22 protein-coding genes and 3 tRNA genes are annotated in these 25,477 nt (G+C 58.3%); 11 read left to right on the plus strand and 14 right to left on the minus strand.

The window, feature by feature from the left end:
* Window positions 1-58 precede the first annotated feature (58 nt).
* On the plus strand, window positions 59-946 hold the full coding sequence (locus HMPREF3130_RS00355) for an alpha/beta fold hydrolase (RefSeq protein WP_070429071.1): 888 nt from the start codon (window positions 59-61) through the stop codon (window positions 944-946).
* Window positions 947-993: 47 nt separating this feature from the next.
* Window positions 994-2,946: an alkaline phosphatase family protein gene (locus HMPREF3130_RS00360; RefSeq protein WP_070429072.1), complete on the plus strand. Its 1,953-nt coding sequence runs from the start codon at window positions 994-996 to the stop codon at window positions 2,944-2,946.
* 13 nt (window positions 2,947-2,959) lie between these two features.
* On the opposite strand, the gene HMPREF3130_RS00365 is transcribed toward HMPREF3130_RS00360, so the two are convergent.
* Window positions 2,960-3,298, minus strand: a complete 339-nt coding sequence (locus HMPREF3130_RS00365; protein WP_070429073.1) for a hypothetical protein — start codon at window positions 3,296-3,298, stop codon at window positions 2,960-2,962.
* Window positions 3,295-3,522, minus strand: a complete 228-nt coding sequence (locus tag HMPREF3130_RS00370; RefSeq protein ID WP_070429074.1) for a CopG family transcriptional regulator — start codon at window positions 3,520-3,522, stop codon at window positions 3,295-3,297. Before HMPREF3130_RS00370 ends, HMPREF3130_RS00365 begins: the two co-directional genes overlap by 4 nt.
* 170 nt (window positions 3,523-3,692) lie before the next feature.
* On the opposite strand from HMPREF3130_RS00370, the gene gyrA reads away from it, so the two are divergent.
* The 4 genes from gyrA (at window position 3,693) to HMPREF3130_RS00390 (ending at window position 7,016) form a co-directional block, all read left to right on the plus strand.
* Window positions 3,693-6,296 carry a DNA gyrase subunit A gene (gyrA, locus tag HMPREF3130_RS00375; RefSeq protein WP_070429075.1) on the plus strand — a complete coding sequence of 868 codons (2,604 nt, stop codon included), beginning with the start codon at window positions 3,693-3,695 and terminating at the stop codon, window positions 6,294-6,296.
* A 4-nt stretch (window positions 6,297-6,300) separates the two neighbouring features.
* Window positions 6,301-6,633 (plus strand): DUF3566 domain-containing protein, encoded by a 333-nt coding sequence (locus HMPREF3130_RS00380; protein ID WP_049189406.1) that lies wholly within the window; start codon window positions 6,301-6,303, stop codon window positions 6,631-6,633.
* Between the two features lie 205 nt (window positions 6,634-6,838).
* Window positions 6,839-6,912: transfer RNA gene (locus HMPREF3130_RS00385), tRNA-Ile, on the plus strand.
* A 31-nt stretch (window positions 6,913-6,943) separates the two neighbouring features.
* Window positions 6,944-7,016 (plus strand) — tRNA-Ala (locus tag HMPREF3130_RS00390).
* Between the two features lie 278 nt (window positions 7,017-7,294).
* Here the strand turns inward: HMPREF3130_RS00390 and HMPREF3130_RS00395 are convergent.
* A complete protein-coding gene (locus HMPREF3130_RS00395) occupies window positions 7,295-8,188 on the minus strand; it encodes a hypothetical protein (protein WP_016421751.1) in 894 nt (297 codons plus the stop codon).
* Between the two features lie 292 nt (window positions 8,189-8,480).
* Between HMPREF3130_RS00395 and HMPREF3130_RS00400 the strand changes: the two genes are divergently transcribed.
* Window positions 8,481-9,029, plus strand: coding sequence for a peptidylprolyl isomerase (locus HMPREF3130_RS00400; protein ID WP_040361963.1), 549 nt, complete (start codon window positions 8,481-8,483; stop codon window positions 9,027-9,029).
* 698 nt (window positions 9,030-9,727) lie between these two features.
* On the opposite strand, the gene crgA is transcribed toward HMPREF3130_RS00400, so the two are convergent.
* Window positions 9,728-9,997, minus strand: coding sequence for a cell division protein CrgA (crgA, locus tag HMPREF3130_RS00405; RefSeq protein WP_005511903.1), 270 nt, complete (start codon window positions 9,995-9,997; stop codon window positions 9,728-9,730).
* Between the two features lie 135 nt (window positions 9,998-10,132).
* On the opposite strand from crgA, the gene HMPREF3130_RS00410 reads away from it, so the two are divergent.
* Window positions 10,133-10,804, plus strand: coding sequence for an aminodeoxychorismate/anthranilate synthase component II (locus HMPREF3130_RS00410; RefSeq protein ID WP_048731900.1), 672 nt, complete (start codon window positions 10,133-10,135; stop codon window positions 10,802-10,804).
* 3 nt (window positions 10,805-10,807) lie between these two features.
* On the opposite strand, the gene pknB is transcribed toward HMPREF3130_RS00410, so the two are convergent.
* From pknB to HMPREF3130_RS00445, 7 genes are all read right to left on the minus strand, one after another.
* Window positions 10,808-12,877: a Stk1 family PASTA domain-containing Ser/Thr kinase gene (pknB, locus tag HMPREF3130_RS00415; RefSeq protein WP_070429076.1), complete on the minus strand. Its 2,070-nt coding sequence runs from the start codon at window positions 12,875-12,877 to the stop codon at window positions 10,808-10,810.
* Between the two features lie 53 nt (window positions 12,878-12,930).
* Complete coding sequence (locus HMPREF3130_RS00420) at window positions 12,931-14,391, minus strand: serine/threonine-protein kinase (RefSeq protein WP_049190705.1); 1,461 nt, start codon at window positions 14,389-14,391, stop codon at window positions 12,931-12,933.
* A 2-nt stretch (window positions 14,392-14,393) separates the two neighbouring features.
* Window positions 14,394-15,830, minus strand: coding sequence for a penicillin-binding transpeptidase domain-containing protein (locus HMPREF3130_RS00425; protein ID WP_016421755.1), 1,437 nt, complete (start codon window positions 15,828-15,830; stop codon window positions 14,394-14,396).
* Window positions 15,831-17,192 carry an FtsW/RodA/SpoVE family cell cycle protein gene (locus HMPREF3130_RS00430; protein ID WP_080969613.1) on the minus strand — a complete coding sequence of 454 codons (1,362 nt, stop codon included), beginning with the start codon at window positions 17,190-17,192 and terminating at the stop codon, window positions 15,831-15,833.
* Window positions 17,189-18,523, minus strand: a complete 1,335-nt coding sequence (locus HMPREF3130_RS00435; RefSeq protein WP_070429077.1) for a PP2C family protein-serine/threonine phosphatase — start codon at window positions 18,521-18,523, stop codon at window positions 17,189-17,191. Before HMPREF3130_RS00435 ends, HMPREF3130_RS00430 begins: the two co-directional genes overlap by 4 nt.
* A complete protein-coding gene (locus HMPREF3130_RS00440) occupies window positions 18,520-18,981 on the minus strand; it encodes an FHA domain-containing protein FhaB/FipA (RefSeq protein ID WP_016421758.1) in 462 nt (153 codons plus the stop codon). Before HMPREF3130_RS00440 ends, HMPREF3130_RS00435 begins: the two co-directional genes overlap by 4 nt.
* Window positions 18,982-19,130: 149 nt before the next feature.
* Window positions 19,131-20,030, minus strand: coding sequence for a DUF3662 and FHA domain-containing protein (locus HMPREF3130_RS00445; protein WP_070429078.1), 900 nt, complete (start codon window positions 20,028-20,030; stop codon window positions 19,131-19,133).
* A gap of 265 nt (window positions 20,031-20,295) precedes the next feature.
* Here HMPREF3130_RS00445 and HMPREF3130_RS00450 point away from each other — a divergent pair.
* Both HMPREF3130_RS00450 and HMPREF3130_RS00455 read left to right on the plus strand, forming a co-directional pair.
* Window positions 20,296-20,379, plus strand: a tRNA-Leu gene (locus HMPREF3130_RS00450).
* A 622-nt stretch (window positions 20,380-21,001) separates the two neighbouring features.
* The gene (locus HMPREF3130_RS00455; protein WP_016421761.1) at window positions 21,002-21,817 is read left to right on the plus strand and encodes a hypothetical protein; all 816 of its coding nucleotides are present in this window, start codon (window positions 21,002-21,004) and stop codon (window positions 21,815-21,817) included.
* Window positions 21,818-21,855: 38 nt separating this feature from the next.
* On the opposite strand, the gene HMPREF3130_RS00460 is transcribed toward HMPREF3130_RS00455, so the two are convergent.
* Window positions 21,856-22,272 (minus strand): iron chaperone, encoded by a 417-nt coding sequence (locus HMPREF3130_RS00460; protein ID WP_016421762.1) that lies wholly within the window; start codon window positions 22,270-22,272, stop codon window positions 21,856-21,858.
* A gap of 59 nt (window positions 22,273-22,331) precedes the next feature.
* Between HMPREF3130_RS00460 and HMPREF3130_RS00465 the strand changes: the two genes are divergently transcribed.
* A complete protein-coding gene (locus HMPREF3130_RS00465) occupies window positions 22,332-23,714 on the plus strand; it encodes a DHA2 family efflux MFS transporter permease subunit (protein WP_016421763.1) in 1,383 nt (460 codons plus the stop codon).
* On the opposite strand, the gene HMPREF3130_RS00470 is transcribed toward HMPREF3130_RS00465, so the two are convergent.
* Window positions 23,698-24,390 carry an AAA family ATPase gene (locus HMPREF3130_RS00470; RefSeq protein ID WP_016421764.1) on the minus strand — a complete coding sequence of 231 codons (693 nt, stop codon included), beginning with the start codon at window positions 24,388-24,390 and terminating at the stop codon, window positions 23,698-23,700. The genes HMPREF3130_RS00465 and HMPREF3130_RS00470 overlap by 17 nt on opposite strands.
* Complete coding sequence (locus HMPREF3130_RS00475; RefSeq protein ID WP_016421765.1) at window positions 24,387-25,400, minus strand: App1 family protein; 1,014 nt, start codon at window positions 25,398-25,400, stop codon at window positions 24,387-24,389. The genes HMPREF3130_RS00470 and HMPREF3130_RS00475 overlap by 4 nt, the downstream gene beginning before the upstream one ends.
* Window positions 25,401-25,477 lie beyond the last annotated feature (77 nt).

Raw genomic sequence — 25,477 nt, forward strand, 5'->3', positions numbered from 1 at the left:
CTGACAAAACCTCCGTTCAGCCATTAATGTTTATGAAATGGAAGATACTCGGGGAAGCATGGTCAACGGGGAACCGCCAGTCGTGCCACGTATTGTGCAGGAGACATTGCCAGATGGCTCCGTGACCCCGATGGCGCTTCGGTTTCCCGAAGGTTCGCCTCGGGGCATTGTCGTTATTTGGCCGGGCTTTGGCATGGGTGCTCGCTACTACCGGCCGATTGCCCAAGAGTTACAGCGTCGGGGTTTTTGCGTCCTGACCTCGGAGTTACGCGGCCAGGGTAACCAGACTGCGGTGGCCACCCGCCGTCACAATTGGGGCTACCAGGATCTCGCATCGGTGGATTACCCGCTGGCCGTGGCGCGGGCTCGCAAGGAGTTTGATCACCTCGCGGCAGGGGAGAGCACAGGGGAGAAGCTACCCGTCTACTTGCTGTGTCATTCCATGGGCGGTCAGATTGCCTCGCTGTATCTGGCCCGACCGGAAGCGGACGTGGCCGGCGTAGTGATGGTCGGCTCCGGTACTCCGCACTACAACTGTTTTACTGGCAACGAGTACAAGCGGCTTCGCTACGGTGCACCGTTTATGCAGGTGGTGTCCCAGATCCTGGGCTATTGGCCAGCGGGCAGGCTTGATTTGGCCGGCTATGGCCGCCAGGCTCGTAACCATGTGGTGGAGTGGGCGCGGTTCTCGCGCACGGGTCTTCTGCGACCGCGCGGTGCGGATATCGACTACGCCGCTGAGATGCCGAAGGTGACCACCCCGGCGCTGCTGCTGAACTGTGGTGGTGACCGTGACTGCCCGGAGGCTTCCGCACAGGCGCTGGCACGGATGCTGCCGAATTCGGCAAAGTACGAGTTCATTGAGCAGCGGCTGGGCCACAATCGCTGGGCGCGTGAGCCACAGGCTGTGGTTGACCGTCTAGAGCAGTTTATTGAGGAAATTTAAACCGCAATTTTCCAGCTGGTAATCTGCGCTTCTTAACGTAGATGCCTATGGCAACTTCACCTAAAAATATATCTGAATTTTCCCGTCGGCACTTCCTGCAGACCGCCGCAGGAGTCGGTGCTGTCACCGCTGCGAGCACGCTGCTGCCGCCATCATTGCGCCATGCACTCGCGCAGCCCCGACCGGCTGGCTCCCTCGACCAGGTTGAGCACGTTGTCGTGTTGATGCAGGAAAACCGCTCTTTTGATCACTACTTCGGCACTCTCCGAGGTGTGCGGGGGTACAACGACAATTCCGCTTTGCCGGGCGTTTTCAACCAGAGTGGGGTCAGTCCATACCTGATTCGCAACGCCGCTAATCGCGGTGATCTCTCGGTGGAGTACATTGCAAGTTTGCCGCACGGTTGGGAAGACGGGCAGGTTGCACTAAACGGCGGCCGCTGTAACGGCTGGATCGAGGCTAAGGGCAAAGGCACGATGGCCTGCTATGACCGTCAGGACATCGCGTTCCAATTCGCACTCGCAGAGACATTCACTATCTGTGATGGCTACTTTTCTTCAATGCCTACGTCGACAAGCCCGAACCGCAACTACCTGTTTTCGGGTGATACCCGAAAGGAACCGTGGGGGACTGGAGCGGTTGGCAATGCGGCGTACGAGCCGACGCACCCGGGGTACAGGTGGCGCACGTATGCCGAGGATCTCTCGGCGGCTGGGGTGCCATGGCGCGTCTACCAGGAGTGGGATAACTACACGGACAACAACCTGGATTTCTTCGCCGCGTTTCGAAATATTGGCCGCAAGGTCATTCGTGAGGCCGGGCTGCCTGGTCTCGACATGACGGGCTTCCACGAGGAGCTGCTGGAACTGGGCGATGGGATGCCGCCAACTGCAGAGCAGCAGGAGATGGTCGACCGCCTGAATGCCGCTGTGGAGAAGCTGCCTGAGGCGGAACGGAATCTCTACGATCGTGCACTTTACCGTCGCCAGCCGGGCACGCTCGCTGATGCTTTCCGACGGGACGTTGAATCCGGACAGCTGCCAAAGGTGTCCTGGATTGTGCCGTCGGCCGCGGAAAGCGAGCACCCGGGAGCGTCCTCGCCGATTCAGTCGGCGAATATCACTTACCGCCTGTTGGATGCGTTGGCCTCCAACCCGGAGGTGTGGGCCAAGACCGTCTTCCTGATTAACTTTGACGAGTTTGATGGTTACTTCGACCATGTGGTGCCGCCGCTGCCGCCGAAGAATGAGCCGGGGGAGTGGTACCTGGGCAAGCCGAAGGGGCTCGGTTTCCGCGTCCCGATGACTGTCATTTCACCGTGGTCGGTGGGTGGTTTGGTGTCCTCAGAGGTCTTCGATCACACTTCGGTGATCCGTTTCCTGGAGCAAGTCACCGGCGTGAGCTGCGGAAATATCACTGATTGGCGTCGTCGGGTATGTGGTGATTTGGTATCCACACTGGACTTCTCGGCGTCTACGGGAATGCAGCTTCCAGAGCAGCCGGGACCAGCGCCGGAGTTTGTGAAGCGCTGGGAGGCGGAGCCGGCCGGTGACTATCCTGTGCAGGAGTCCGAGCAGGCGACCGCGCTGCCGACACCGTACCGGCTGCACGCCTACCTCAAAGGCGGCAATCTTGTGCTGGTCAATGACGGTTCCCGTGAGGCTGTTTTCGCTGTTTACAGTGGCAATAAGGTGGAGCATCACACGGTGCTCGGTACGTTAGAGCTGCGAATTGGACTCCTGGAGCGCGAACTTACCGTGTGCGGCCCGGACCGCTTCCTGCGTGTATTCAGCAAGACGGCGAAAGAGTTGCCGGAGGTCACTTTGGAGCACGCGGCGGGACGTGTTCTAGTTGGCGGGCAGGACCGGACGGCTGATTATGTCCGTGATGGTTGGTACGAGGTTGAGCTGGCTGAAGGTGAGGCCACGGCGTATTACACGGGCCGGCTGGAGTCCGGCAATCGCATTCCGACCAGCCCGTTTACCCGAAAGAGTGACTAGGCCCTGTCCCCGGCTAAGTGCCGCCTTTGACCAGATCCCACGTCTCTGCGAATGACAGCTCTTCGCCGTTGGTGGTGAGGAGTATGTGTGCAAGTAGTGCGCCCAGTGCGGTGTTGCCAAAACTTAGTGGTTTCACGTGAAACGTTGCGTAAGCGACCGCTTGTGCAGCCGCAGAAACCATGGGAAAGCTACGGTGACCAGCAATGACTCCTGAGCTGGCGGCGACAATAGCGCTGATTGTCCATGGTCTCGCAAGTGTAGCGTCGGCCAATTCCGGCACTGTGGCCACCAGTTCATCGGTGGCCGCCAGGATAGCGGCCTCGCTGAGAAGCTGAATCTGGAGCGCGCTCATTCCTGTGCTCCCCGGGGCCTCGGGGAGCACAACTTTCGCAGCAGCGCCATGTCAGTATCAATTACGCTTGCCGTAATTTCCCGAGCCTGACCTTGCTGAAGGGCTCTCGCTGCGGCGGATTCGATGGCGCGAATGGCGGCCTCGTGTTTAGACACGCCCTCCATGTGCGCCAGCAGCGCCAGAGCGGTGTCCTGTTCTTTCGTGAGTCTCAAGGTCATCGCCATCGTATTTGCTCCTTGCTGCCTAGCTTGTGCCGTCTTATTCGTCTCTACTAGGCCTAAAACCCCAGATTTGATACCACAATGGTATCGAAAAGTTGCACACGGCGTCGTAAAGCGGGCTCTAAAGCCCTGTAGAATGGATGCGAACCTCTTTTAAGTAAAGGAAGCAGTCATTGAGCGACGATAACAACAACGACGGCTCATCTTTCGGAAGTGGAGTATTGGGCCACCAGGTTCGCCCGATCGACATCAATGAAGAGATGCAGTCGAGCTATATCGACTACGCCATGAGCGTGATTGTTGGCCGTGCGCTGCCGGAGATCCGTGATGGTCTCAAGCCGGTGCACCGCCGCATTCTCTACGCCATGTTCGACAACGGCTACCGCCCGGAGCGCGGCTATGTGAAGTCCGCAAAGCCGGTTTCGGACACGATGGGTAACTACCACCCGCACGGCGACAGCGCTATTTACGACACCATGGTGCGCATGGCGCAGCCGTGGTCCATGCGCTATCCGCTTGTCGACGGTCAGGGTAACTTCGGCTCCCGCGGTGACGACGGCCCCGCAGCTATGCGTTACACCGAGGCCCGTCTGACGCCGTTGGCCATGGAAATGGTGCGCGACATTCGCGAAAACACCGTCGATTTCCAGCCGAACTACGACGGTCGTACGACAGAGCCGGTTATTCTGCCGTCGCGTGTCCCGCAGCTGTTGATGAACGGCTCCGGCGGTATTGCCGTCGGTATGGCCACCAATATCCCACCGCACAACCTGCGTGAGGTCGCGGATGCCATCAACTGGTGCCTGGACAACCCGGAAGCGGATGAAAAGACCACGCTGGATGCGGTCATGGAGCGCATCAAGGGCCCGGATTTCCCAACTGCCGCCCAAATTGTCGGCGATAAGGGCATCAAGGAGGCCTACACCACCGGCCGTGGTTCGATTCGCATGCGCGGTGTGACCTCGATTGAGCAGGAGGGCACCCGTCAGTCGATTGTCATCACTGAGCTGCCGTACCAGGTCAACCCGGACCGCATGATTGCCAACATCGCGGATCAGGTCAAGGACGGGCGTCTGCAGGGCATTGCCTCGATTGATGACGAATCTGACCTGAAGTGGGGCATGCGTATCGTCGTCAAGCTCAAGCGCGACGCCGTACCGCGTGTGGTGCTGAACAACCTGTACAAGCACTCCCAGCTGCAGACCAGCTTCGGTGCGAACATGCTCGCCATCGTCGACGGTGTGCCGCGTACGCTGCGCATTGACCAGATGGTGACGCTGTATGTCGCCCACCAGATTGAGGTCATTGTTCGACGGACCCAGTTCCGCCTGGACGAGAAGGAAAAGCGCGCCCATATCCTGCGCGGCCTGGTCAAGGCTCTGGATATGTTGGACGAGGTCATCGCCCTGATTCGCCGGTCCGCCACGGTTGATACCGCGCGCACGGGCCTGATGGGTCTGCTCGAAATCGACGAGATTCAGGCTGACGCCATTTTGGCGATGCAGCTGCGTCGCCTGGCTGCTCTGGAGCGCCAGAAGATCATTGACGAGTTGGCTGAGATCGAGCTCGAGATCGCCGACCTGAAGGACATCCTGGCCAAGCCGGAGCGTCAGCGCGCCATCGTCAAGGAAGAGCTGGGCGAGGTCGTGGAGAAGTACGGCGATGACCGTCGTACCCAGATTGTGGCCGCTGAGGGCGACGTCACCGAAGAGGACCTCATCGCCCGCGAAAACGTGGTTGTGACCATTACTTCCACGGGCTACGCCAAGCGCACCAAGGTCGATGCCTACAAGGCCCAGCGCCGTGGTGGCAAGGGCGTGCGCGGTGCGGACCTGAAGCAGGACGACATTGTCCGCCACTTCTTCGTCTGCTCCACGCACGACTGGATTTTGTTCTTCACCAACAAGGGTCGCGTCTACCGACTCAAGGCCTACGAACTGCCGGAGGCCACTCGCGCCGCCCGCGGCCAGCATGTCGCCAATCTGCTGGAGTTCCAGCCGGAGGAGCGCATCGCCGAGGTGCTGCAGATTCAGAGCTACCAGGACAGCCCGTACCTGGTGCTGGCCACCAGCGAGGGCAAGGTCAAGAAGTCTCGCCTGGAGGACTACGAGTCCGCTCGCTCCGCTGGCCTGATTGCCATCAACCTGCGCGAAGGCGACTCCCTCATCGGTGCCCGTCTGTGCTCTGCTGACGATGACCTGCTGCTCGTCTCCGAGCGCGGCCAGGCTATCCGCTTCACCGCCTCCGACGACGCGCTGCGCCCGATGGGCCGCGCCACTGCCGGTGTCCAGGGCATGCGCTTCAAGGGCGACGACAAGCTGCTCAGCATGGTCGTGGTCGAGGAAGAGCACAACCTGCTGGTCGCAACGACCGGTGGCTTCGGCAAGAAGACCAAGCTCAGCGAGTACACCCCGCAGAACCGCGGCGGTATGGGCGTGCTGACGCTCAAGTACGACCCGAAGCGTGGTCCGCTGATGGGCGCCCTGGTGGTCGACAACGACGACGAAATCTTCGCTGTCACCTCCGCCGGCGACATCATCCGCACCAACGTCAACGAGATTCGCGCCACCTCGCGTGCCACTAAGGGCGTGCGCCTGGTCAACCTCGCTGACGGCGTGGAACTGCTGGCTATCGACCGCAACGTCGAGGATGAGGGCGAAGAGACCGCTTCTAAGGTTTCTGAGGCCGGAACCTTGGACGTAGTCCCGAAGCGCACCGGCGCGACCAAGAGCACCGGTGCCGCTGAGTCCGGTGACTCGGAGGCGGAGAAGGAGTAAGCGCATGGCCGAAACTAACTTGGTAGTCGACAAAGTGAGCCCCTGGTCCGCCATGCGCATTACGGCGGCCACCGGTTTCATTGGCTTCCTCGTCTGGCTTGCCGCGGTTGGCCTGCTCTACCTCTTGCTCTCCGGGATGGGATTGCTCGCTCCGATCAGTGAAATGGTCGGAGGGGAGGATTCCATCAGCGCGGGTCTTGTCCTTGGCCTGGCGGCCGCTGTGGGAGCGCTGTGGTGGGTGCTGTCGATTGGGCTCATGGCTCTCGGCGCGGTCATCTACAACGCTTGCGGCGGTCTCGTCGGAGGTCTCAAAATTTCGCTTGCCGACGACGACTAGGCTGCCTAGCCTCCCGCTGGCCCCGGTGTTACCCCCCCGTTCGGTGGCCCCGGGGTCGCGTTGGTTTAGAGGTGTTTTCAGTAATCTGGTCATGGAGTAGCCGTAATGACTACTTAATGACTACTTTTTAACTCAATATTTAGGCCTCTGACCAGGCGATTTGTGAAGTGTCATGGTTACGGGTTAAGTTATATCTCGTTCCACGGGGCCTATAGCTCAGGCGGTTAGAGCACTTCGCTGATAACGAAGGGGTCGGAGGTTCAAGTCCTCCTAGGCCCACTGCCGAACAAGGTATAATTGCTCGGTGTACGGGGCTTTAGCTCAATTGGTAGAGCACCTGCTTTGCAAGCAGGAGGTCAGGGGTTCGATTCCCCTAAGCTCCACAAGGAACAAAATCCCCCGGTCGTAAGGCCGGGGGATTTTTGCGTTTTGGGGATGTAGAAGGGGAGGGGGCAAGAACGCCGAGTTACTGACTGCGTTTATGACAAAAATGCCGTGAAAAATGGCTTGAAACTGTCATAAACTTGCACAGTTTCACATTTGCAGCCCGTCTTTCTGAAGTTGTCAGGTTTGCTGCTTAACCAAAAACGCCCGACCGCCTGCGCATCAACTGCACAGAACAATCGGGCGTGAAAAGGCTTTTGGCTATCTAGCCGCCTATTTACTTCTTGCGAGCCTGACCCGGCTTCGGAGCCGGCTTGGACGGCTTGGAAGAGATCTTCTTAGCGTCGTCAGCGTTCTTCTTCTCGGTCTTGACCTCGTCGACCTTGATTTGAGCCTGCTTGGAAGCCTCTGCGGCCTTCTCCTCAGTGGTCTCCTTGGCCTCAGCAGCCTTGTCCTTGGCCTCGTCGGCCTTGTCGGCTGCCTTGCCCTTTACCTCTTCAGCCTTGTCCTTAGCCTCAGAAGCCTTCTCTTCAACGGTCTCCTTGACCTCTGCGGCCTTCTCTTCGACCTTGTGCTTAACTTCCTGGGCCTTCTGCTGGTACGGAGCTGGGTCAACCGGGAGCTTGTCGTCCTTGCGCAGCTTCCAAACGATGACACCGACGATTGCTGCAACAACAGCGAAGACCAGGGAAGCGGTTGCGATGCGACCGTTCTTGGCGCGCTGCTCTTCCTTACCGGTTACCTTGTCGATAGCCTTCTGGGTACGCACCTCGAGGTCCTTGCGAGCCTTCTTGGCCTTCTTTTCAGCCTTCTTAGCCTCGCAGCGAGCCTTGCAACGGGTCTTCTTGCCCTTGCGCTTAGCGTCCTTCTCGGCCTGCTTCGCAGCCTTCTTAGCCTGCTTCTTGGTCTCCTTGGACTTCTTCTCAACCTTGCCGGTCAGTTCTTCGGCCTGCTCAGCGAGCTGATCGCGGGCGTCGGAAACCTTTTCCTTAACGTCTTCCGCCCAATTGGTTGCTGCGTCCTTTGCTGCCTCGTTCTGTGCAGCTGCCACCTTCTTAGCCTCCTGCATCGTGTCGTAGAGCTCTGCAGCCTTCTTGTCCCGGTAATCCGAGTAGCTGTCGTAAGCGGACTTCAGTCCCTTGACAGCCAGCGAGATTGCGTTGGGGTTCATGACTCTCCTTTATTAGTGCGTCGCCAACAGGCATCGCCTTTAATTCTCAATCAATGATTAATACTGCTGCGGCGCCAGTGCCTCTGAGACCAAGATGCTTCTAAGTCCAAGAGCTAGGGCCCAGTTAGGCCTAGCGCCGAAATATTTGCAGCAGGCTCACATTCCAGCTTAGGCACTATTTGGCCTCCATGGGGGTCAACGAAGAACTCTTTTCCTTATCTTGAGAAACATTTTCGCTGGTTTCTGCCACGGAGAAACTCACCAGTAGGAGCAATTGGCCACCAAGGTCGGTATCCTAAGGAACGTGACTATTAAGACTGCTACTGCAACTGTGCACACCAACCATGGCGATATCGTGATTGACCTGTTCGGCAACCACGCGCCGAACACCGTCGACAACTTCATCGGCCTGGCAGAAGGCACCAAGGAGTACAAGGGTCAGAACGCCTCTGGCACCGAGTCCGGCCCGTTCTACGATGAGGCCATCTTCCACCGCATCATCGCTGGATTCATGATTCAGGGTGGTGACCCGCTGGGCACCGGCACCGGCGGCCCGGGCTACATGTTCGACGACGAGATCCACCCGGAGCTCCAGTTCGATCGTCCGTACCTGCTCGCTATGGCAAACGCCGGCAAGCGCGGCGGCCGTGGTACCAACGGTTCCCAGTTCTTCATCACCGTTGTTCCGACCCCGCACCTCAATGGCGCTCACACCATCTTCGGTGAGGTCGCTGATGACGCCTCGAAGAAGGTTGTCGACGAGATCGCTCGTGTGGCTACCGATCACTGGGATCGCCCGCTGGAGCCGGTCGTGATTACCTCCATCGACATCGAGAAGTAATCCGCTAGCTTCTACGCTCTTTAACCCGTCCGGTTGTTCCGGGCGGGTTTTTTCATGCCCATTTTCGCTTTACGACGGCCCGTAACCTCAATGTTGTGTTTAGGGGTAGTGGGGGTAGTAGCAAATCGTGTTGATTCTCCACATGTCCACAGCCCTGTGGACAAAATACTCCACTGTTCACCTAGGTGAACACGGGCCAAGAAGCACGTTACGGGCCCCAATTTTCACAAATTACAACAATTCACAGTTGTCCACAGACTTGTGCACATGTGTGGATAATTCCATTCTTGTAATTTACGAACCAGCGTTCGAAAGTGGTCGAACTCCGCAGAATATTGGAGTTACGCACAACTTGACTTGCAACTATGTTACTTGTTCACAGAGTTATCCACAGGCTGTGGATACTGTGGACACAGGGGATAGAACCAAAGTTGTCATGCTTTACGGTTTCTGTCACGTAACCCGTGAGAAATTTGGGACGAAATCTCTCCACAGTTATCCACAAATTACATGATTGTTACACAGGTTTCTGTGGATAACTTTTTTGCGCGATCAGTAGGAGGGAAATCCTCATTCGTCGAAAAACGTGTGGGAAACGGGTGTATTGACGGGGGTGAATTGACCTGGGTTTTTAGGTATGAAAAAAAGGCGCATCCAAAAGTGGATGCGCCTGAGGGGGTGCGATGTATTAGAGCTGACTAACGCCAACCCATAGTCATCAGCAGACCAACAATGAAAAGACCAAAGCCGATGACGTAGTTCCATGCGTTCAAAGTCACCATGAACGGAATATGCGGACCCGCGATGTAGTTGACCAGCAGCCAGCCCAAACCAATCAGCATGAACCCGAACATCAGCACCTTGTACCACACCGGCGTCTGAGTGCTGTTGATTTTGACCGGGGTACGGCTGACGGAGGAGCCACCGGATTGTGGTGAATTAGTGCTTTCGATCTTTGCCTTAGGCATAGCGCTTTAAACTCCTTAGGTTGTGGTCAGCAGGTTGCGATCAGCGCGGTATCTACACTCCCGCGGTATATGCATAATTGTAAACTTTGCATCCGAACTTACCAGTGAAGTTCGCAGGCAGTAGAATCCCCAGTTATGCAGATTCTCGTCGTCGATAACTATGACAGCTTCGTATTCAATCTGGTCCAGTACATAGGCCAGCTCGGCGAAACGGTTACTGTCTGGCGCAATGATGATGCGCGTCTCCGCGATGTTGACGACGTCGTAAAGCAATTTGATGCAATCCTACTGTCGCCCGGTCCCGGTGAGCCGTCCAATGCTGGATGGACAGAGGACATTATTCGCGCGGTGAGCAGGCAGGACGAGCCGACACCGGTGCTGGGTGTGTGCTTGGGTCACCAGGCGATTGGTGAGGTTTTTGGTGCGCAGGTTGTGCGTGCCGACGAGCTGTTGCACGGCAAGACCTCCCCGGTCACCCATGACGGCACGGGTGTTCTGGCCGATGTGCCCAGTCCTTTTATTGCCACGCGCTACCACTCGTTGACGGTGGATCCGAAGACGTTGCCGGAGGAACTCATTGCCACGGCATTCACGGATTCGGGCATGCTGATGGCGATGCGCCACCGCGACCTGCCGATTCACGGCGTGCAGTACCACCCGGAGTCGGTACTCACCCAGTACGGGCACCGCATGCTGGTCAATTGGCTGCGGCTGGCCGGCGGTGAGTACACCGAGGAACTCCTGGCGGAGTTGGAAGAGCAGCAGGCCGTGTACCAGCGCGCCTTCTCAGACGTGCTGGCACACTAGCCGCTAGTTAGGCAGCAGATCCGGCAGCCTTATGGGAGGTTCAGGAGCAGGCCGTTCCTCTGAAGAGCTCTCCGGGGCAACCCCCAGCCGGTAGACGCGCAGGGTGACCTCGCCGTCCTTGTTGACCTTGGAGCCGGCCGACGGGTCGGCCTTCTCCACGTGGTCGACCTTGGACAGATCCAGCGTGGTGACTTCCTCGGTGCGGATAGTTCCCTCGAAGCCGGCATTGGTGAGTGCCTTCTCCGCATCGCTGCGAGTCTGGCCCTCAACTCGTGGCATCTTAATTTGGTTGCCGCGCGAAACGTGCAGCTCGACAGTCGTTCCGACGGTGAGCTCCGTGCCCTTCTGGGGAACCTCAACAACGGTTCCCTGTTCCTCAGTGGAGTCAACCTCCACCACCTCGACAACGAAACCAGCGGATTCGAGGGTCGTGCGGGCGGAATCCAACCTCTGACCAGTGACATCCGGAACAGTCTTGGTCTCGATACCGGAGGAGACAGTCAAAGTTACACGGGTTCCCTTCGACACCTGAGAACCGGCAGCTGGAGACTGCTCGATGACATTGCCGCGCGGAACGTCCTCACTCGGTTCCTCTTGCAGCTTTGGATTGACGACAAGCCCCGCCTCCTCGAGCAGGCGGCGAGCTTCCTCGGCCTGTTTGTCGCGCACATCCGGCACATTGGTCAACTCTGGGCCCGAAGATACGCGCAGCTTGATACGAGATCCCTGCGGCAACCCCGATCCCACACCCGGTTCGGTGGCAATCACCGTGTCTCGGGGCACATCTGGGTTCGGCTCGTCGACGCGGTTGACCACGAAACCAGCCTGCTCGAGAACCTGCGTTGCCTCATTGACATTTAGACCCTCGACCTGCGGAATGGCAACGGTCTCGACCTCGGTGGACGAGTTGAAGAGCTGGTAGGCACCATAGCCGACACCGCCGAGAGCGACCAGCGCAGCAGCCGCCAGTGCGACAGTCTTTCCTGCGCCACCCTTCTTTTTCTCAGGCTCGTCAGTGTTAGCGATCTGAGCAGGGGCTTCCGGCTGGGCAGCCGCTCTCTCCGGTTCCGGAGCCGGAGCAGGGACAGCGGCCGGAGCCGGAGCCGGAGTTGCCTGCTGCGCAGGGGTCACCCGGGTCTCAGCATCCGATGGAGCTGCCGGAAGGAATTCGGTGGTCTTCGCGTCGTCGTCATGCGCGCCGTGGTGTGCCAGCGCCAACGGATCCTCGCCGCGTGCAAGACGACGCAAATCCTGGGCGAAGTCCTCTGCAGAGTCGTAGCGCTCCATCGGATCCTTGGCCATCGCGGTCAGAAGCACCGCGTCGAGGGCCTGAGCCGTGTTCGGGTCGGTGTTGAGCTTCCCCGAAGGCCGCGGCGGCTGATCCTGAACGTGCTGGTAAGCGACAGAAAGAGGGGTTTCGCCGGTGAACGGCGGGGCGCCCGTGACGGCCTCGAAAAGTACGCAGCCGACAGCGTAAATATCGGAACGGGCATCAGCGGTCTTACCGCGCGCCTGCTCCGGCGAGAGGTATTGCGCGGTACCCAGCACCGCCGCAGTCTGCGTCATCGTGGTGGAATCACCGAGCGCGCGAGCGATGCCGAAGTCCATCACCTTCACCTTGCCGGTGTTGGTCAGCATGATGTTCGCCGGCTTGATGTCACGGTGAATAATGCCCGCATGGTGCGATGCCGTCAGCGCATCACACACCGATGCCATAATCGACGCGGCTTTCTTCGGGTCGAGCCGCCCCTCACGACGAACAAGATCACGCAGGGTCTCGCCCTGAATCAGCTCCATGACAATGAAAGGCACGCGCCCCATCGGGCTATCCGTCTCGCCGGTGTCGTACACCGACACGATCGACGGGTGATTCAGCAGCGCTGAGTTTTTCGCTTCACGACGGAACCTTGCGAGGAAGTTCTCATCCCTGGCAAGGTCGGCCCTCATCATCTTGACCGCGACAGAGCGACCGAGAACAGTATCTTCAGCGCGGTAGACATCGGACATGCCGCCAACGCCAATGAGCTCGCCGAGCCGATAACGGCCGGAGAGGAGATCGTCATTGCCAGACATTGTTCGTCAGTCCCTTCGGAAGGATTTCCACCAAAACATCTTGTACCTGAATATTACTGTGCATCTGGAGTCCCCAAGGTATTACCGGAGTCATTTCCCAAGGGCAATTGAATACCGGGTAGACCACCGCCACTGGAGTCGTCGCCACTGTTGTCGCCACTGTCGTTGCCCGAATCCTGGGTCGGTTCGGACGTTTCCGGAGCGGTCTCGCTGGTGTCCTGCTCAGTGGAGCTGTCAGAGGCACCGTCATTGTTGCCGCCGTCGTTATTTCCCCAGTTACCGGAATTGTCTCCCGACCAACCGTAACCAGAACCGTCGTTGGGGTCGGTGTTTTCCTCTGTGGTTTGCTGCTGTGACTGGTTCGGAATGTACTGCTCCAAGTTCGGAATGGTTGGCAGTGAACCGGTAGTCGACAGCGAATAGACGACCGCGATAGCACCGGCCAGCAACACTAGCAGCACCAACAGCGCAATGCTGCCGCAGCCACAACCGCAGCCGCTGCGCTTCTTTGCCGGCTTACGCTGTCGGGCGGGTCGCTGCGGTGGCCGCTGCGGTTGCTGCTGTGGCTGCGACACCGGCATGGGCGGTCGCGTCATGGCACCGAGTTCGGTGGTCGCCGGGTTGGCAGCGTTGGATTGACGGTGCACCGTTGGGGTCACACCACGCGGCTGTGGTGGGCGGTGCCCCGCGCGCACTCGCAAAACAGCCTGTGCCAGCTCACGGCCATCGGCATAGCGACGCTGCGGATCCTTGCGCAGCATAATGCCGATAAGTTCGCGGATATGCGGATTGACCGTCGGCGCCAACGCAGGTGGTGCCTCGTTGATGTGTGCCACGGCAACCGCGACGGTGGAGTCGCCCTGGAAGGGCCGGGCGCCGGCCACCATTTCGTAGGCGACACAGCCAAGCGAGTAGATGTCTGTCGCCGGACTCACCTGTTTGCCCTGTGCCTGCTCCGGTGAGACATACTGCGCGGTACCGACGACCATGCCGGTACGCGTCAGAGGCACCGCTTCAGCGGCTTTGGCAATGCCAAAGTCGGTAATCTTCACGGTGCCCTCCGGCGTCACCAGGAGGTTGCCCGGCTTAATGTCGCGGTGGACAAGGTTCGCAGCGTGAATTGCCGACAGGCCGTGTGCAGTCTGCTCCAGCACGTCGAGCATCAGGTGCTCTGGCAGGGTGCGACGCCGCTGCAGCACCTGCGACAGAGATTCGCCACGGATGTACTCCATGACGATGTAACACGCGCCGTGGCTGCCGATGTCGCCTTCCTCGTAGGTGACAATTTTCACCACGTTTGGGCTGTTGACGCTGCGCGCAGCGGCGGCTTCGTTCTGGAAACGCTGCCGGAACTCGTAGTTGTCCGAGTACTCCTGGTTCAGAAGTTTGATTGCAACCAGTTCGCCGCTGGTGGCGTCGTCGGCAAGCCAGACGGTGGACATGCCGCCACGGCCGAGCAGACGGCGAACGTGATATCGGTCGCCAACGATGTCTTGAACTTGGTGGGCATCCATGCTTATCGACCCGCCTGTTCGACCGCGTCAATGAGTGCACGGCCAATCGGGGCAGCAACGGAGGCGCCGGTAGCGCCCTGGCCCTGGCCGCCACCGTTTTCCACGACGACAGCCACGGCGACATCGGAGTCCGGCGCGAAGGCGATGTACCAGACGTGCGGTGCGTACTCGCCGCGGACAGCACCGTGTTCCGCGGTACCGGTCTTGGAGGCAATACGCGAACCGTTACCGCCCGAGTGCGACTCGGAGCCGCGCATCAGCTCAGTTACGGTCTCCGCGACCTCCGGCGAAATCGCCTCGCCGGCTTCAATCGGCTTAAAGGACTTGATTTCGGAGAGGTCGGCACCGCGCACCGATTTGATGATCTGGGGTTCCATGCGCACGCCGCCGTTGGCAATCGTGGCGGCGATGATGGCGTTGTCCAGCGGCGTGAAAGACACGTCGCGCTGACCAATGGAGGTCTGACCCAGCGAGGACTGATCCGGAATATCACCGACAGCGGAGGGCTGAATCGGCAGGCCCGCGTCATCGTGGGTCTCACCGATGCCGAATCGCTTAGCGACGTCCTTGAGCGCATCGGCCCCGTACTGCATACCGAGCTCAGCGAATGCCGTATTACAGGACTGCGCGAAAGCCTGGCGGAGAGTTGTAGTAGCCCCACCACAGGTCGAGCCACCGTAGTTCTCCAACGTAGTGGTGGTATCCGGCAGCGTAATCTGCGGTGCGCCAGTGACCGAGGTGTCCGGGGAAGCGCCTTGCTCCAGTGCCGTGACCGTGGTCAACACCTTGAAAGTGGAACCCGGCGGCAGCGGACGCTGAGTGGCGTGGTTGAGCAGCGGTGCGCCCTCATTGTTATTGAGGGACTGCCAGGTACTCTCGTCGCCGGCGGCGATGTCATTCGGGTTGAACGACGGTGTGGAGGCCATCGCGAGAATTTCACCCGTCGATGGGCGAATGGCGACGGCGGAGCCGACGTAGCCGCGTTCAGCGAGTTGTTGGTACGCAGTCCGCTGAGCGTTCGGCAACAGCGTCAGCTCCGTGGAGGCCCCAGAGGGTTCCTTGCCCGTGACCATGTCGAGGGCGCGGGAGGTAAACAGCGAAGGGTCGCTGCCGTTCAAGATCTCGTTCTGAGAGCGTTCGATACCGGCCGAGCCGTAGATGTCCGACAGGTATCCGACCACCGCGGCATATGCCTCCGGGTCGGTGTCGTAGCTGCGGTCATAGAAGCCGCTCTCGCCCTTGACCGAGTGGGCCAGAATGTCGCCGTCAGTGGTGATTTGGCCGCGAGGTTTGGACTTTTCCTCCAGGAACTGGCGGCTATTCAGCGGATTGTGGGCGTACTTATCCTGCTGGAAGCCCTGGATGTAGGTCAGGTTCGCCAGTAGAAGAACGAAGAGTCCGAGAACGACAACAAAGATTTGGCGAATGGTTTTATTCATCTACTGGTTCACCTCCTGAGATGCGTTGGCATTGTCGTTGAGGCCCGAAGGGCTGCTTTGAATGCCCCAGGGGCGGTTGGCCTCGTCAGAGACGCGCAGCACGATGGCCAACATGATGTAGCTGGCCAGCAGTGAGGAACCACCGGCTGACATGAACGGAGTAGTCAGACCTGTCAGCGGCATCAGCTTGGAAACACCGGCTGCAACCACGAACAGCTGAATGGCCATCGAGAATGCGACACCGGCCGCCAGCAGCTTGCCAAAGGAATCACGTACCGCCAAGCTCGCCGAAATACCGCGGGAAATCAGAATCGCGAACAGCAGGATGATGGCACTCAGACCGGTAAAACCTAGCTCTTCACCAAAGGCCGAGAGGATGAAGTCAGAGTGTGCCACCGGAATGTTCTGTGGGTAGCCCTGGCCCAGACCGGTGCCACCGATGCCACCCCAGCTCATGCCGAACAGACCCTGGGAGAGCTGATAGCCGCCCTCGTCGTAGGAGCCCAACGGATCCAGGAAATGCGTGACTCGCGCCTGAATCTTGTCCGAAACCATGTAGACACCGACAACGCCGACGGTCACCAGCACCATGCCGATGATCAGCCAGGAACCACGACCGGTGGCAGCGTAGAGCATTGCCAGCACAGTGCCGAAGAGCACCAGCGCCGGGCCAAAGTCATTCTGCAGAGCCATGATGACGGTAGCGATGCCCCAGATCAGCAGAATCGGACCCAGGTCGCGAACACGCGGGAAATCAATGCCCAGGAAACGCTTGCCCGCCACATTGAACAGCGAGCGCTTATTCACCAGCAGCTGAGCAAAGAAGATCAGCAGCATGACCTTGGCAAACTCACCCGGCTGCATGGAAAACGGGCCGATGGAAATCCAGATGCGGGCATCAGCATTAATCGACGACGGCCACACCAGCGGTAGCGCCAACAGAATCAAGCCGCCGAGACCCAGCAGATACGAGTACTGCGACAGCGAGTGATGGTTGCGCAGCAGGACAATCACGCCGATAAACAGTGCGACACTAAGTACGGTCCACATGATCTGGTTGCGCACCAACGAGGTGTCATTGGCCAGGTCGAGGCGGTGAATCATCACCAGCCCCAAGGCATTGAGCGTGGCTGCAACCGGCAGCATCACCTGATCGGCGTTGGGCGCCACAAAGGTCAGCGCGATATGCGCCACTGCAAAAATCACAAAGAATCCGCCAATGATGTAAAAGACATCTCCGGTCAGAGAGTTGCCCTGAGCCAGTTCCAGCGAAATTAGTGCCAAAAGCAACAATCCTGCCGACAGCAGCAGCAGGAGCATTTCCTTCATCCGAAGCTGTCGCTTCGTGGTAGTTTCACTCATTTTCGCACCTGCCTACAGTTGACTCCTGGCTTCGAGCCCAGCTTTTCATCCTTCTTGTCATCGTCGGAAACGGACAGACATACCGGCAGTGCCGACTCCGCCAAACGTCCAATCTGGTCGCTGACACCGTCGTAGGAATCAGCCGGCAGACCTTCCAACGAATTGCGTGCCGCCGGCGAGAGATCTTCCGGCGTCATGATGTGGCAGTCGACCTTCTCCTTCGCCGTCCCAGCCGGAGGAAGCTGAACTTTATTGTCATCGGTCAAACAGATGAACTGATGTGGCTCTTGCAGATCGAAGCCCAGCAAACTACCGGGCACGCCGTGCATCAGCTGCACCTGCCCGTCGACCACCGCGAGATGGTACATCGACTCCTTCTTCTGCCAGCCCCAAACACCAAGGCCGACCAACCCGGCCACCAGCACCAGCACCACAGAAATAACCAGCCACTTGCCCTTGGAAGCTTTCTTCTCCGGCGCCGAAGTCACTGCAATTTCCTGCGACTTCCGCGGGCGGAGTGCCGCCGCGCGTCCCGCTGACGTATTGGGGCGGGGGAGTTCCTCCTCCGCACTCTGCAGGGCACCGGCCAGGGCGGGCTCGTAAGGCGTGCGTGCCGACGAATCGACAACATCGGCAACCACCACGGTGATGTTATCCGGACCACCGGACTTCAACGCGTAGTCAATGAGCTTGGTAGCGGCCTCGTCCGGAGTGCCCTCCGAGAGCACATCCTTGATGGTGTCCGCGGACACTGGATCGGATAGACCATCCGAGCACAGCAGGTAGCGATCGCCCTCGTGAACATCGCGATAAGACAAAGTAGGCTCCACCGGGCGACCGGTGAGAGCCTTCAAAATCAGTGAGCGCTGAGGGTGAATTGCCGCTTCTTCTTCGGTGAGATTGCCCTCATCCACCAGGGACTGCACATAGGTGTCATCCCGGGTAATGCGGATGAGCTCTCCGTCGCGCAGCAGATAGCCACGCGAGTCACCGACATGGCACATGCCCAGGCGGGTGCCGTCGAAAAGCAGAGCAGTCAGCGTAGTGCCCATGCCTTGCGTAGAGGGGTTCTGCTCAATTTCATCCGCAATGGAGTTATTGCCCTCCATGCAGGCGCTGCGCAGGGACTCGAGCAAATCGGGGCCGGGCTGATCATTGTCCAGCCGAGAGACGGCCGCAATCATCAGCTGAGATGCGATTTCTCCGGCGGCGTGGCCACCCATGCCGTCGGCAAGCGCGAGCAGACGCGAACCCGCATAGGCGGAGTCCTCGTTGTTCTGTCGGATGAGGCCGCGGTCAGAGCGGGCCGTGTAATTCAGAGCAAGACTCATGGTTGCAACCTCAAAGTTGTACGGCCAATACGAAATTCCATACCCGAAGCCAGGCGTTCCGGCTGTTCCACGCGCTGGCCATTGAGGAATGTGCCATTGCGGGAGTCCAGGTCTTCCAGGTACCAGATGCCGTCGCGGTTGATGACGCGAGCGTGCTGGCCCGAGGCGAAGTCATCGTTGAGGACGAAGGCATTCGACTCTGAACGGCCAATAGTGATGTCGCGTTGGTTGTTTAGGTTCATGCGCGAACCCGCCAGCGGCCCGGAGGTGACAAGGAGCTGATGTGGAGTCTGCGAGCGCTGGAAACGCTTGGCCGGAGCACTGCTGGCCTGCCGAAGTGGGCGCAGCGGAGCCGAGCCTGTTGTTTCTGTACGCAGGGTGCGAAGCGTCATCCAAATGAAAAACCACAGGACGACCAGCACGCCGATGCGCGAAAGCAGAAAAACGATAGCTTCCACGTCCGAGGAACCTCCTTATGTAGAGCTGGTGGGTCCGCAAACCGAACACACGGACGTAATTATTCCAGGAATGTGTCGGCAAACCTAGGGCAGTGGCATGTGAACCTGGTGAACCTCACTACTTAGCGGATCTGAATCAGCGGATTTAACTAGCGGATCTGAACTTCGAGAACAGAATGCCCCAGCGAGATTTCGTCGCCGTCAGCCAGCAGCCAGTTCTCAATGGGTTCGCCATTGACAATGGTGCCGTTGGTCGAATGCAAATCGACGAGCACAGCGTCCTGGCCGTCCCACGTGATCTCGGCATGCTGGCGGGAAACACCAGTATCCGGGAGACGGAAGTCGGAAGCGGTGCCGCGGCCGATGATGTTCGAACCATGGCGCACCTCAAATACGCGCGAGGAGCCGTCCTGCAACAGCAGGGTGACGGTCTTTTCCTGGGACTGGTCTTCGCCCACGGTCGCGCTGCTCAGCTCAGTTGCAGCCTCTGGGTCGACCGCGGGGATGGGGCGGGAAGCGGTGGGGAACTGCTCAGCTTCCGGCTGCGGGTGGTAGGCGGCAGAGGTCTCTGCAGCTTGGGGTTCATCATCGCTTTGCGACGGGGCTGCGTCAGTGTTGGCATCATCGGCACTGTCCTCGAATGGGACGAACTCCGAGGTGCCCACGGTGTCCTCGGTGAAAGTGCTGGCCGTCTTCAACTGGCCGGTGTGGAGAGACTCCACTGCCTGCAGGTGGACGCTAATGGAACCGGTGAAGCCCCAGCCGTTGTTACGGCAGTAGCGCGTCATGCGGTCAGCCAACTGATTCGGCAGGTTGGGCTCGGACGCAGAAAGGTTCTTGTAGTCGGCAGCGCTGATGCCAATGCGGAAATCATTGGGTGCCAAGTACTGACCGTTGGCGTCCTGCATCAGGAAGTCTTCAATTTCCTGCTTCAGGCATTCTTCTAACTCATTCGGGACAACCTTGCCGCCGAACACGCGCGCAAAGCTGTTATCGAGCCCGCGCTGAAGCGAGCTATCGAGCTTGCGGATGCGTCCTAGGAAATCCATCTGACTAAAGAAATTCGCCTTCTCCCGCCAAACCGCGGCGGGTTACGTGAAAAAAATGTGCACAAAAATTATCGATACTTAAGCAACAGTATAGAGCCCTACACCTTCAGTTAAGGGCTAGGAACTACTGAGGTTTATCAAATAGTGACGACGGTTGTGGAGGAAGTTGCTATTGCTAAGTGCTGAAAAGTGATGGAAAACGTGCGCTGGCCTGGGGATTTGGTGGTGTATTAGCGCGGGGTGTTATAGTTCTATTCGTTCCCACGGGCGAGTGGCGGAATGGCAGACGCGCTGGCTTCAGGTGCCAGTGTCCTTTACGGACGTGGGGGTTCAAGTCCCCCTTCGCCCACAGCGAAGATCCTCGGAAGTGTAAAAGCTTCCGAGGATTTTTTGTTTCTGGGGTTGGGGTTTGGGTTGAAGCAGAAGCAGATGCTGAGCTGACGTTGTTGGCTTGTCCTTTAACTCTCCTTTAACCCTGTCCGGCACTTATGGCCAGGTTTCGGGGACTTGTCGATGTATTCCCCTGACTTATCGATGGTTTTTCGGCACTTATGCGCACGCTGTGAGCCAGGCTCTCTCACTTGTCGATGCGCTATTCACTTGTGGACACGCTGTAGCGCATCGATAGGTGAATAGCGTGGCCATAAGTCGTCGGATGCGTCGGCCAGCTAGCATTGCAACGGCTCACGAGAAGAAATGTAGAAATCTCACAACTCATTTTGTATTGAAAGTAGAAGAAAACTTGAATAGTTTTGAGATGTGCATGAGGGCAGTCGGCCCTCATCTGGGGCATTGATATAGCGGTGTTCAGTCATGAGCTTGGCTTACGGCCATATTTTAACGACCATTTGGTACCTGTTCATATCGTGAAAAGGCAACTCAAGAATGTGTAAGAAGTATTAAGAGAGAGCCCGTTTGGTGAGTAATCTTCTTCCGAGGAAAACCTGCCAATTCATAGTCGGAAGGCAAACATGAAAATTGTATTTAGAGCAATGCTGGGTGCCGCAATTATTTTTGAAGGAGTTCTTTTCCTTCTTATGAATGTGGTATCTGGTTTGCCGGGTTGGGTATTCCTGTTACCACTTGCCGTGGTGGTTGCGGCTTTTCTCTTACTGTTTAGAGGTATGTGGCAAGACTATCTCAGAAATGGCAGGTCATGGGCTTCTTCGCTGTCCGAGACGTCAAAGAAATTTGGCGTACCTCGAAAAATACTAGCGTTACTCGTTTCGGAAGTTGGTTCGCTGCTAGCTGCTTTCACCTTTTTTAAGCCTCAGAGAAATGTCGACAGTGAAGTCAGATCCTTCACAGCATATAGAAACCTTCGAACTGTTGTTTTTATGATACTGGCGCTGAGCGTTGCAGAAATAAGCATAGTGCATTTTGCTATTTCTAATGCGTTTTGGCGATATTTATTGCTGGTAATTAGTGTTTATGCCGTAGTTCTTTTATCTGGATTTTACGTAACTGTTCGGGATCATCCACATCTAATGACACCGCAAGGACTCGTACTGCGAAATGGGCGAAGGCTTATTTGCGAAATTCCGTGGTCACAGTTACGTCATGCGAGCTCCGTAACGGCAGGTGAAGGAGGGGACATAGCAATTGACGAGGACGGCAATCTCAGGGTGCCTGTTTTGAGTGAAGTGAACGTCAGATTAGAAGTGGATTCGCAAGTCGTGGCAGAAGATCTTTACAAGGGGCTAATGACCGTTTTCTCGATTGAGATTTACTGCGACGACAAAGACGCATTCCTCCGCAATCTCGCTGAGGAAAGGAATGCTCATTAAATGCTTGGCAGCTTCCAGGTCTGGTAATCAACCCCGGCCTATCGCCAAAACTTGGTCATCCCGCGCTTGTCCTCCATGTTGAACTCAATCATCTTGGCCAGCAGGTCCAGCGGCATGGACTCGGCCTTGCCGTCCTTTGGCCAGGGGAAACGGACCATCATTTTTCCGTAGGAGAGGCCACGGGCATCGAAGTCGTCGGCGAACTTTTCAATACCTGCGCGTTCCGGGGCAATCGCCATGTGTTTCTTGGCGTAGGAGAAACCGATGATAAAAGTGCCATCGAGCGTGAACATCGGCTGATTCCAAGCGATGCGAACGCCCAGTTCCGGGTACTTTTCGTGAACCCATTCCAGCACCTCGAGAGCGACAGCGCGCTGCGTGTCATCATCTACGCGCGAGAGGTGGTCGGCGAAGAACTCGGCGATGGTTTCGTCGGTCATATGCTGAACAGCCATGGTCTGGATTTTACTGTGCCATCAACTAACAACCGTGCCATCAACTAACATGACTCCGAGTGGCTACAGATTTGAATACTCAGTTTGATCCCAAAAAGGCGTGGCCAGCGCTGTGGACCGTTTTGCTCGGCTTCTTCATGATCCTGGTCGACGCCACCATTGTCACCGTTGGTATCAACACCATCCAGCATGAACTGGGCGGTGAGCTCAACCAGGTCATGTGGGTGACCAGTGGTTATCTGCTGGCCTATGCTGTGCCGTTGCTTATTACCGGCAGGCTCGGTGATCTCTGGGGAGTCAAGCACACCTATGTAGCGGGCCTGGTTATCTTCGTGTTGGCGTCGCTGGCGTGTGGGTTGGCGCCGTCGTTAAGCATGCTGATCATTGCCCGCGTGGTGCAGGGACTGGGGGCCGCGCTGCTGACGCCGCAGACGATGGCGCTGATTACGCAGATGTTTCCGCCGGCACATCGCGGTGCGGCGATGGGGCTGTGGGGTGCGGCGGCCGGAATTGCCTCGCTGACGGGGCCGCTGGCCGGAGGCGTGTTGATTGAGCTGCTGAGTTGGCGCTGGATTTTCCTTATTAATGTGCCGATTGGGCTGATCGGGCTCGTTTTTGCGTTCCGCTATCTGCCGACATTTGAGACGCACCGCAACAAGATTGATTATCTCGGTGTTGTACTCAGCGCGATTGGTATGTTCCTGCTGGTCTTCGGCATTCAGGAAGGTGAGAGCGCCGGTTGGGCAGGCTGGATCTGGGCGCTGATTGTCGCTGGTGCGGTGGTTCTTGGACTATTCACCGCGTGGGAGGCCAAGACCACGGCCGAACCGCTGATGCCGCTGTCCCTTTTTAAGGATCGCAACTTCACCATCTCCTCGCTGGCGATTGCTGTGACGGGGGCGCTGGTGGTCGCGGTTGGTTTCCCAATCATCCTCTTCGCCCAGAATGCTCGCGACCTATCGACCATCCAGGCCTCACTACTGCTCGTGCCGCAGGCGGTCATTTCCGGTGTCATGGCACCGTGGACTGGGCGAATGCTGGACCGGCTGAAGTTCCGCGAGTTCGCGCTGATTGGTTTTGGGTCCTCGCTGGTGGGCATGCTCGGGTTCCACTACCTCATCCACGAGGACCTCTCTGTGCTGTGGCTGCTGCTGCCGGGCGCCGCATTCGGTGTGGCAAACGCGTTTATTTGGGGCACGCTGTCGACGGCTGCCACCCGCAACATCGACCCGTCCCTCGCCGGTGCCGCCTCCGGTGTGTACAACACCATCCGCCAGATCGGCAGTGTGCTGGGCAGCGCGCTGATTGCCACCGTCATGGCCGCGGCGCTCAGCAGCAGCCGTGGCGACTTCACCACCGCCATGAGTGACGCGATGTGGTTGCCGGTGGCACTGTCGGCCCTGGGTGTCGTGGCGGCGCTGGGGCTTAAGAATCCGAAGTAAAACGCTCCACCATGTAGTCCGCGATGCCGACGGGATCGGCTAGGAAATCCCTGGTTGCCCGTACCGCGAGGGTGTCTTCGAAGTGGGTGGTGTCGGCGTCGTCAAGCGAAATGATTGTTGCTTCCGGTGCGGCGAGCAGGATAGGGGAATGCGTCGCCATGATGATTTGTGCGCCGGCTTCCGCGAGCGCGCCGAGGCGGCCGAGGAGCTCCAGTTGGCGTAGGACCGACAGTCCGGACTCGGGTTCGTCAAGGAAAATCAGTGATTCGGGACTGAAGCGGCGTTCGGCCAGCGTCATGATGGATTGGCCGTGGCTCATCTGGGTGAGGTCTGCCATTTCTCTGCCACCTGGTAGCAGCCCAAGCGACTCGTAATAGCGCGCGAGGTTCAGGTGCGCGTCGCCGCGAAAGAAAAACGTATCCGGGGGATTGCGCCTGGTCAGCGCCAGGGGGACTGGGGAGGTGCGCTCCTGCGTCTTGTACCGCGAGCCGCCGTCCGTATCGACACCCATCGCCGATGCCAACGCCTCCAGCACTGTCGACTTTCCCTTGCCGTTTTCGCCGGTCAGGATGGTAATCGGCGTGGTGAAGGCCATGGGGAAGGGCAGGGCGAGCTTTACGACGTACGCCGGGAGCTCGGCATCATCGTGAATACGGGCATGGCGGAGGTAGATCATGGTTGCGGCAGCTGGTCGATCTGTTTGAGCAGTTCATAGCCGTCTGTGCCCTCGATGAACGGGACCTCCTTGTTCTCCAACTTTTCAATTGGCACCGCCGTGCCGTGAGAGAGCACGTGCTCGCTGGGAGTGAGGTTGCGGATTGCGATGGCCGCGACCTTGTCCGGATGCTCCGCCGCGGCCGTGCCGTAGATGAGCGGGTCGTACTGGCCATCATCGCCGACGAGAATCCAGTTGATTTCGGGGAAGTCAATAAACAGGTCGCGAAGTCGCACCTTCTTGTGTTCCTTGCCCGAGCGGAACAGGCCGGTGGGCGTTGGCCCCCAGTCGGTGAGCAGCAGTGGGCCCTTCGGCAGGTTGTTGCGGTGTAGGAACTTTTTTAGTGTGCTGAAGGTGTTCCACGCTCCGGTGGAGAGATAGATGACGGGAACGTCCGTGTCCTCGTCGGTTTTGCTCGCGTAACGACGGCGAAGTTGCGCATAGAACTCGCTGAAGCCAGCGACGGCCTTGCGCTCGTCTGTCTCCTTGACCCAGGAGTTGTAGGCGGCGATGAGGGCGCGCGGCAGCATGGTGACCAACACGGTGTCATCAATATCGGAGACGATGCCGTATTTGGTCTCCGGGGAGAGGATGAGGACCTCTGCAGGAGTGTCGTTGATGGTAATTTCGTGCCAGCCGGGTTCGAGGCCGTGATTCCTGATTAGTACCTCGATATAGCCGTTGCTATCCGTGGTGGTTTCCACCGTGCGGTCGCCGGCAGTGATGGTGACGGGAAAGTCCGCGAGTTCGACGGTAAAGAACTGCCAAAAACCGCGTTTTTTGTTTCGTTCTTCGTCTCGTTTTTTGGCCGGATCCTTCAGGAGGACACGGCCGAATACGCGAACGCGCTCTGCACTTCCGTACCCGGTGAAACCGATGATTTCCGGTTCCCAACCAGCGTTTTTGGAACGCTTGGCGGCCAGCGCGTTGATCCTTCTCTCGGTCTTGCGGACGACATCTGCCACGGACATGCTTTCCAGGATACGGGTTGACAGGACGGGGGAGGGTGCGCGTAGGTTGGTCGCCCAAGAGAAAAGTCAACCCTTTA

The sequence above is a fragment of the Corynebacterium sp. HMSC14B06 genome, assembly GCF_001807075.1.
In the GTDB taxonomy this organism is placed as follows: domain Bacteria; phylum Actinomycetota; class Actinomycetes; order Mycobacteriales; family Mycobacteriaceae; genus Corynebacterium; species Corynebacterium jeikeium_D.

Excerpts from the sequence above, each read along its gene's own strand:
- HMPREF3130_RS00430 (WP_080969613.1), bottom strand. The coding sequence starts at position 17,192 with ATGAGTGAAACTACCACGAAGCGACAGCTTCGGATGAAGGAAATGCTC.
- HMPREF3130_RS00410 (WP_048731900.1), top strand. The coding sequence starts at position 10,133 with ATGCAGATTCTCGTCGTCGATAACTATGACAGCTTCGTATTCAATCTG.
- HMPREF3130_RS00435 (WP_070429077.1), bottom strand. The coding sequence starts at position 18,523 with ATGAGTCTTGCTCTGAATTACACGGCCCGCTCTGACCGCGGCCTCATC.
- HMPREF3130_RS00370 (WP_070429074.1), bottom strand. The coding sequence starts at position 3,522 with ATGGCGATGACCTTGAGACTCACGAAAGAACAGGACACCGCTCTGGCG.
- crgA (WP_005511903.1), bottom strand. The coding sequence starts at position 9,997 with ATGCCTAAGGCAAAGATCGAAAGCACTAATTCACCACAATCCGGTGGC.
- HMPREF3130_RS00475 (WP_016421765.1), bottom strand. The coding sequence starts at position 25,400 with ATGTCCGTGGCAGATGTCGTCCGCAAGACCGAGAGAAGGATCAACGCG.
- HMPREF3130_RS00360 (WP_070429072.1), top strand. The coding sequence starts at position 994 with ATGGCAACTTCACCTAAAAATATATCTGAATTTTCCCGTCGGCACTTC.
- HMPREF3130_RS00355 (WP_070429071.1), top strand. The coding sequence starts at position 59 with ATGGTCAACGGGGAACCGCCAGTCGTGCCACGTATTGTGCAGGAGACA.
- HMPREF3130_RS00420 (WP_049190705.1), bottom strand. The coding sequence starts at position 14,391 with ATGGATGCCCACCAAGTTCAAGACATCGTTGGCGACCGATATCACGTT.
- HMPREF3130_RS00425 (WP_016421755.1), bottom strand. The coding sequence starts at position 15,830 with ATGAATAAAACCATTCGCCAAATCTTTGTTGTCGTTCTCGGACTCTTC.
- HMPREF3130_RS00470 (WP_016421764.1), bottom strand. The coding sequence starts at position 24,390 with ATGATCTACCTCCGCCATGCCCGTATTCACGATGATGCCGAGCTCCCG.
- pknB (WP_070429076.1), bottom strand. The coding sequence starts at position 12,877 with ATGTCTGGCAATGACGATCTCCTCTCCGGCCGTTATCGGCTCGGCGAG.
- HMPREF3130_RS00460 (WP_016421762.1), bottom strand. The coding sequence starts at position 22,272 with ATGGCTGTTCAGCATATGACCGACGAAACCATCGCCGAGTTCTTCGCC.
- HMPREF3130_RS00365 (WP_070429073.1), bottom strand. The coding sequence starts at position 3,298 with ATGAGCGCGCTCCAGATTCAGCTTCTCAGCGAGGCCGCTATCCTGGCG.
- HMPREF3130_RS00395 (WP_016421751.1), bottom strand. The coding sequence starts at position 8,188 with ATGAACCCCAACGCAATCTCGCTGGCTGTCAAGGGACTGAAGTCCGCT.
- HMPREF3130_RS00380 (WP_049189406.1), top strand. The coding sequence starts at position 6,301 with ATGGCCGAAACTAACTTGGTAGTCGACAAAGTGAGCCCCTGGTCCGCC.
- HMPREF3130_RS00455 (WP_016421761.1), top strand. The coding sequence starts at position 21,002 with ATGAAAATTGTATTTAGAGCAATGCTGGGTGCCGCAATTATTTTTGAA.
- HMPREF3130_RS00445 (WP_070429078.1), bottom strand. The coding sequence starts at position 20,030 with ATGGATTTCCTAGGACGCATCCGCAAGCTCGATAGCTCGCTTCAGCGC.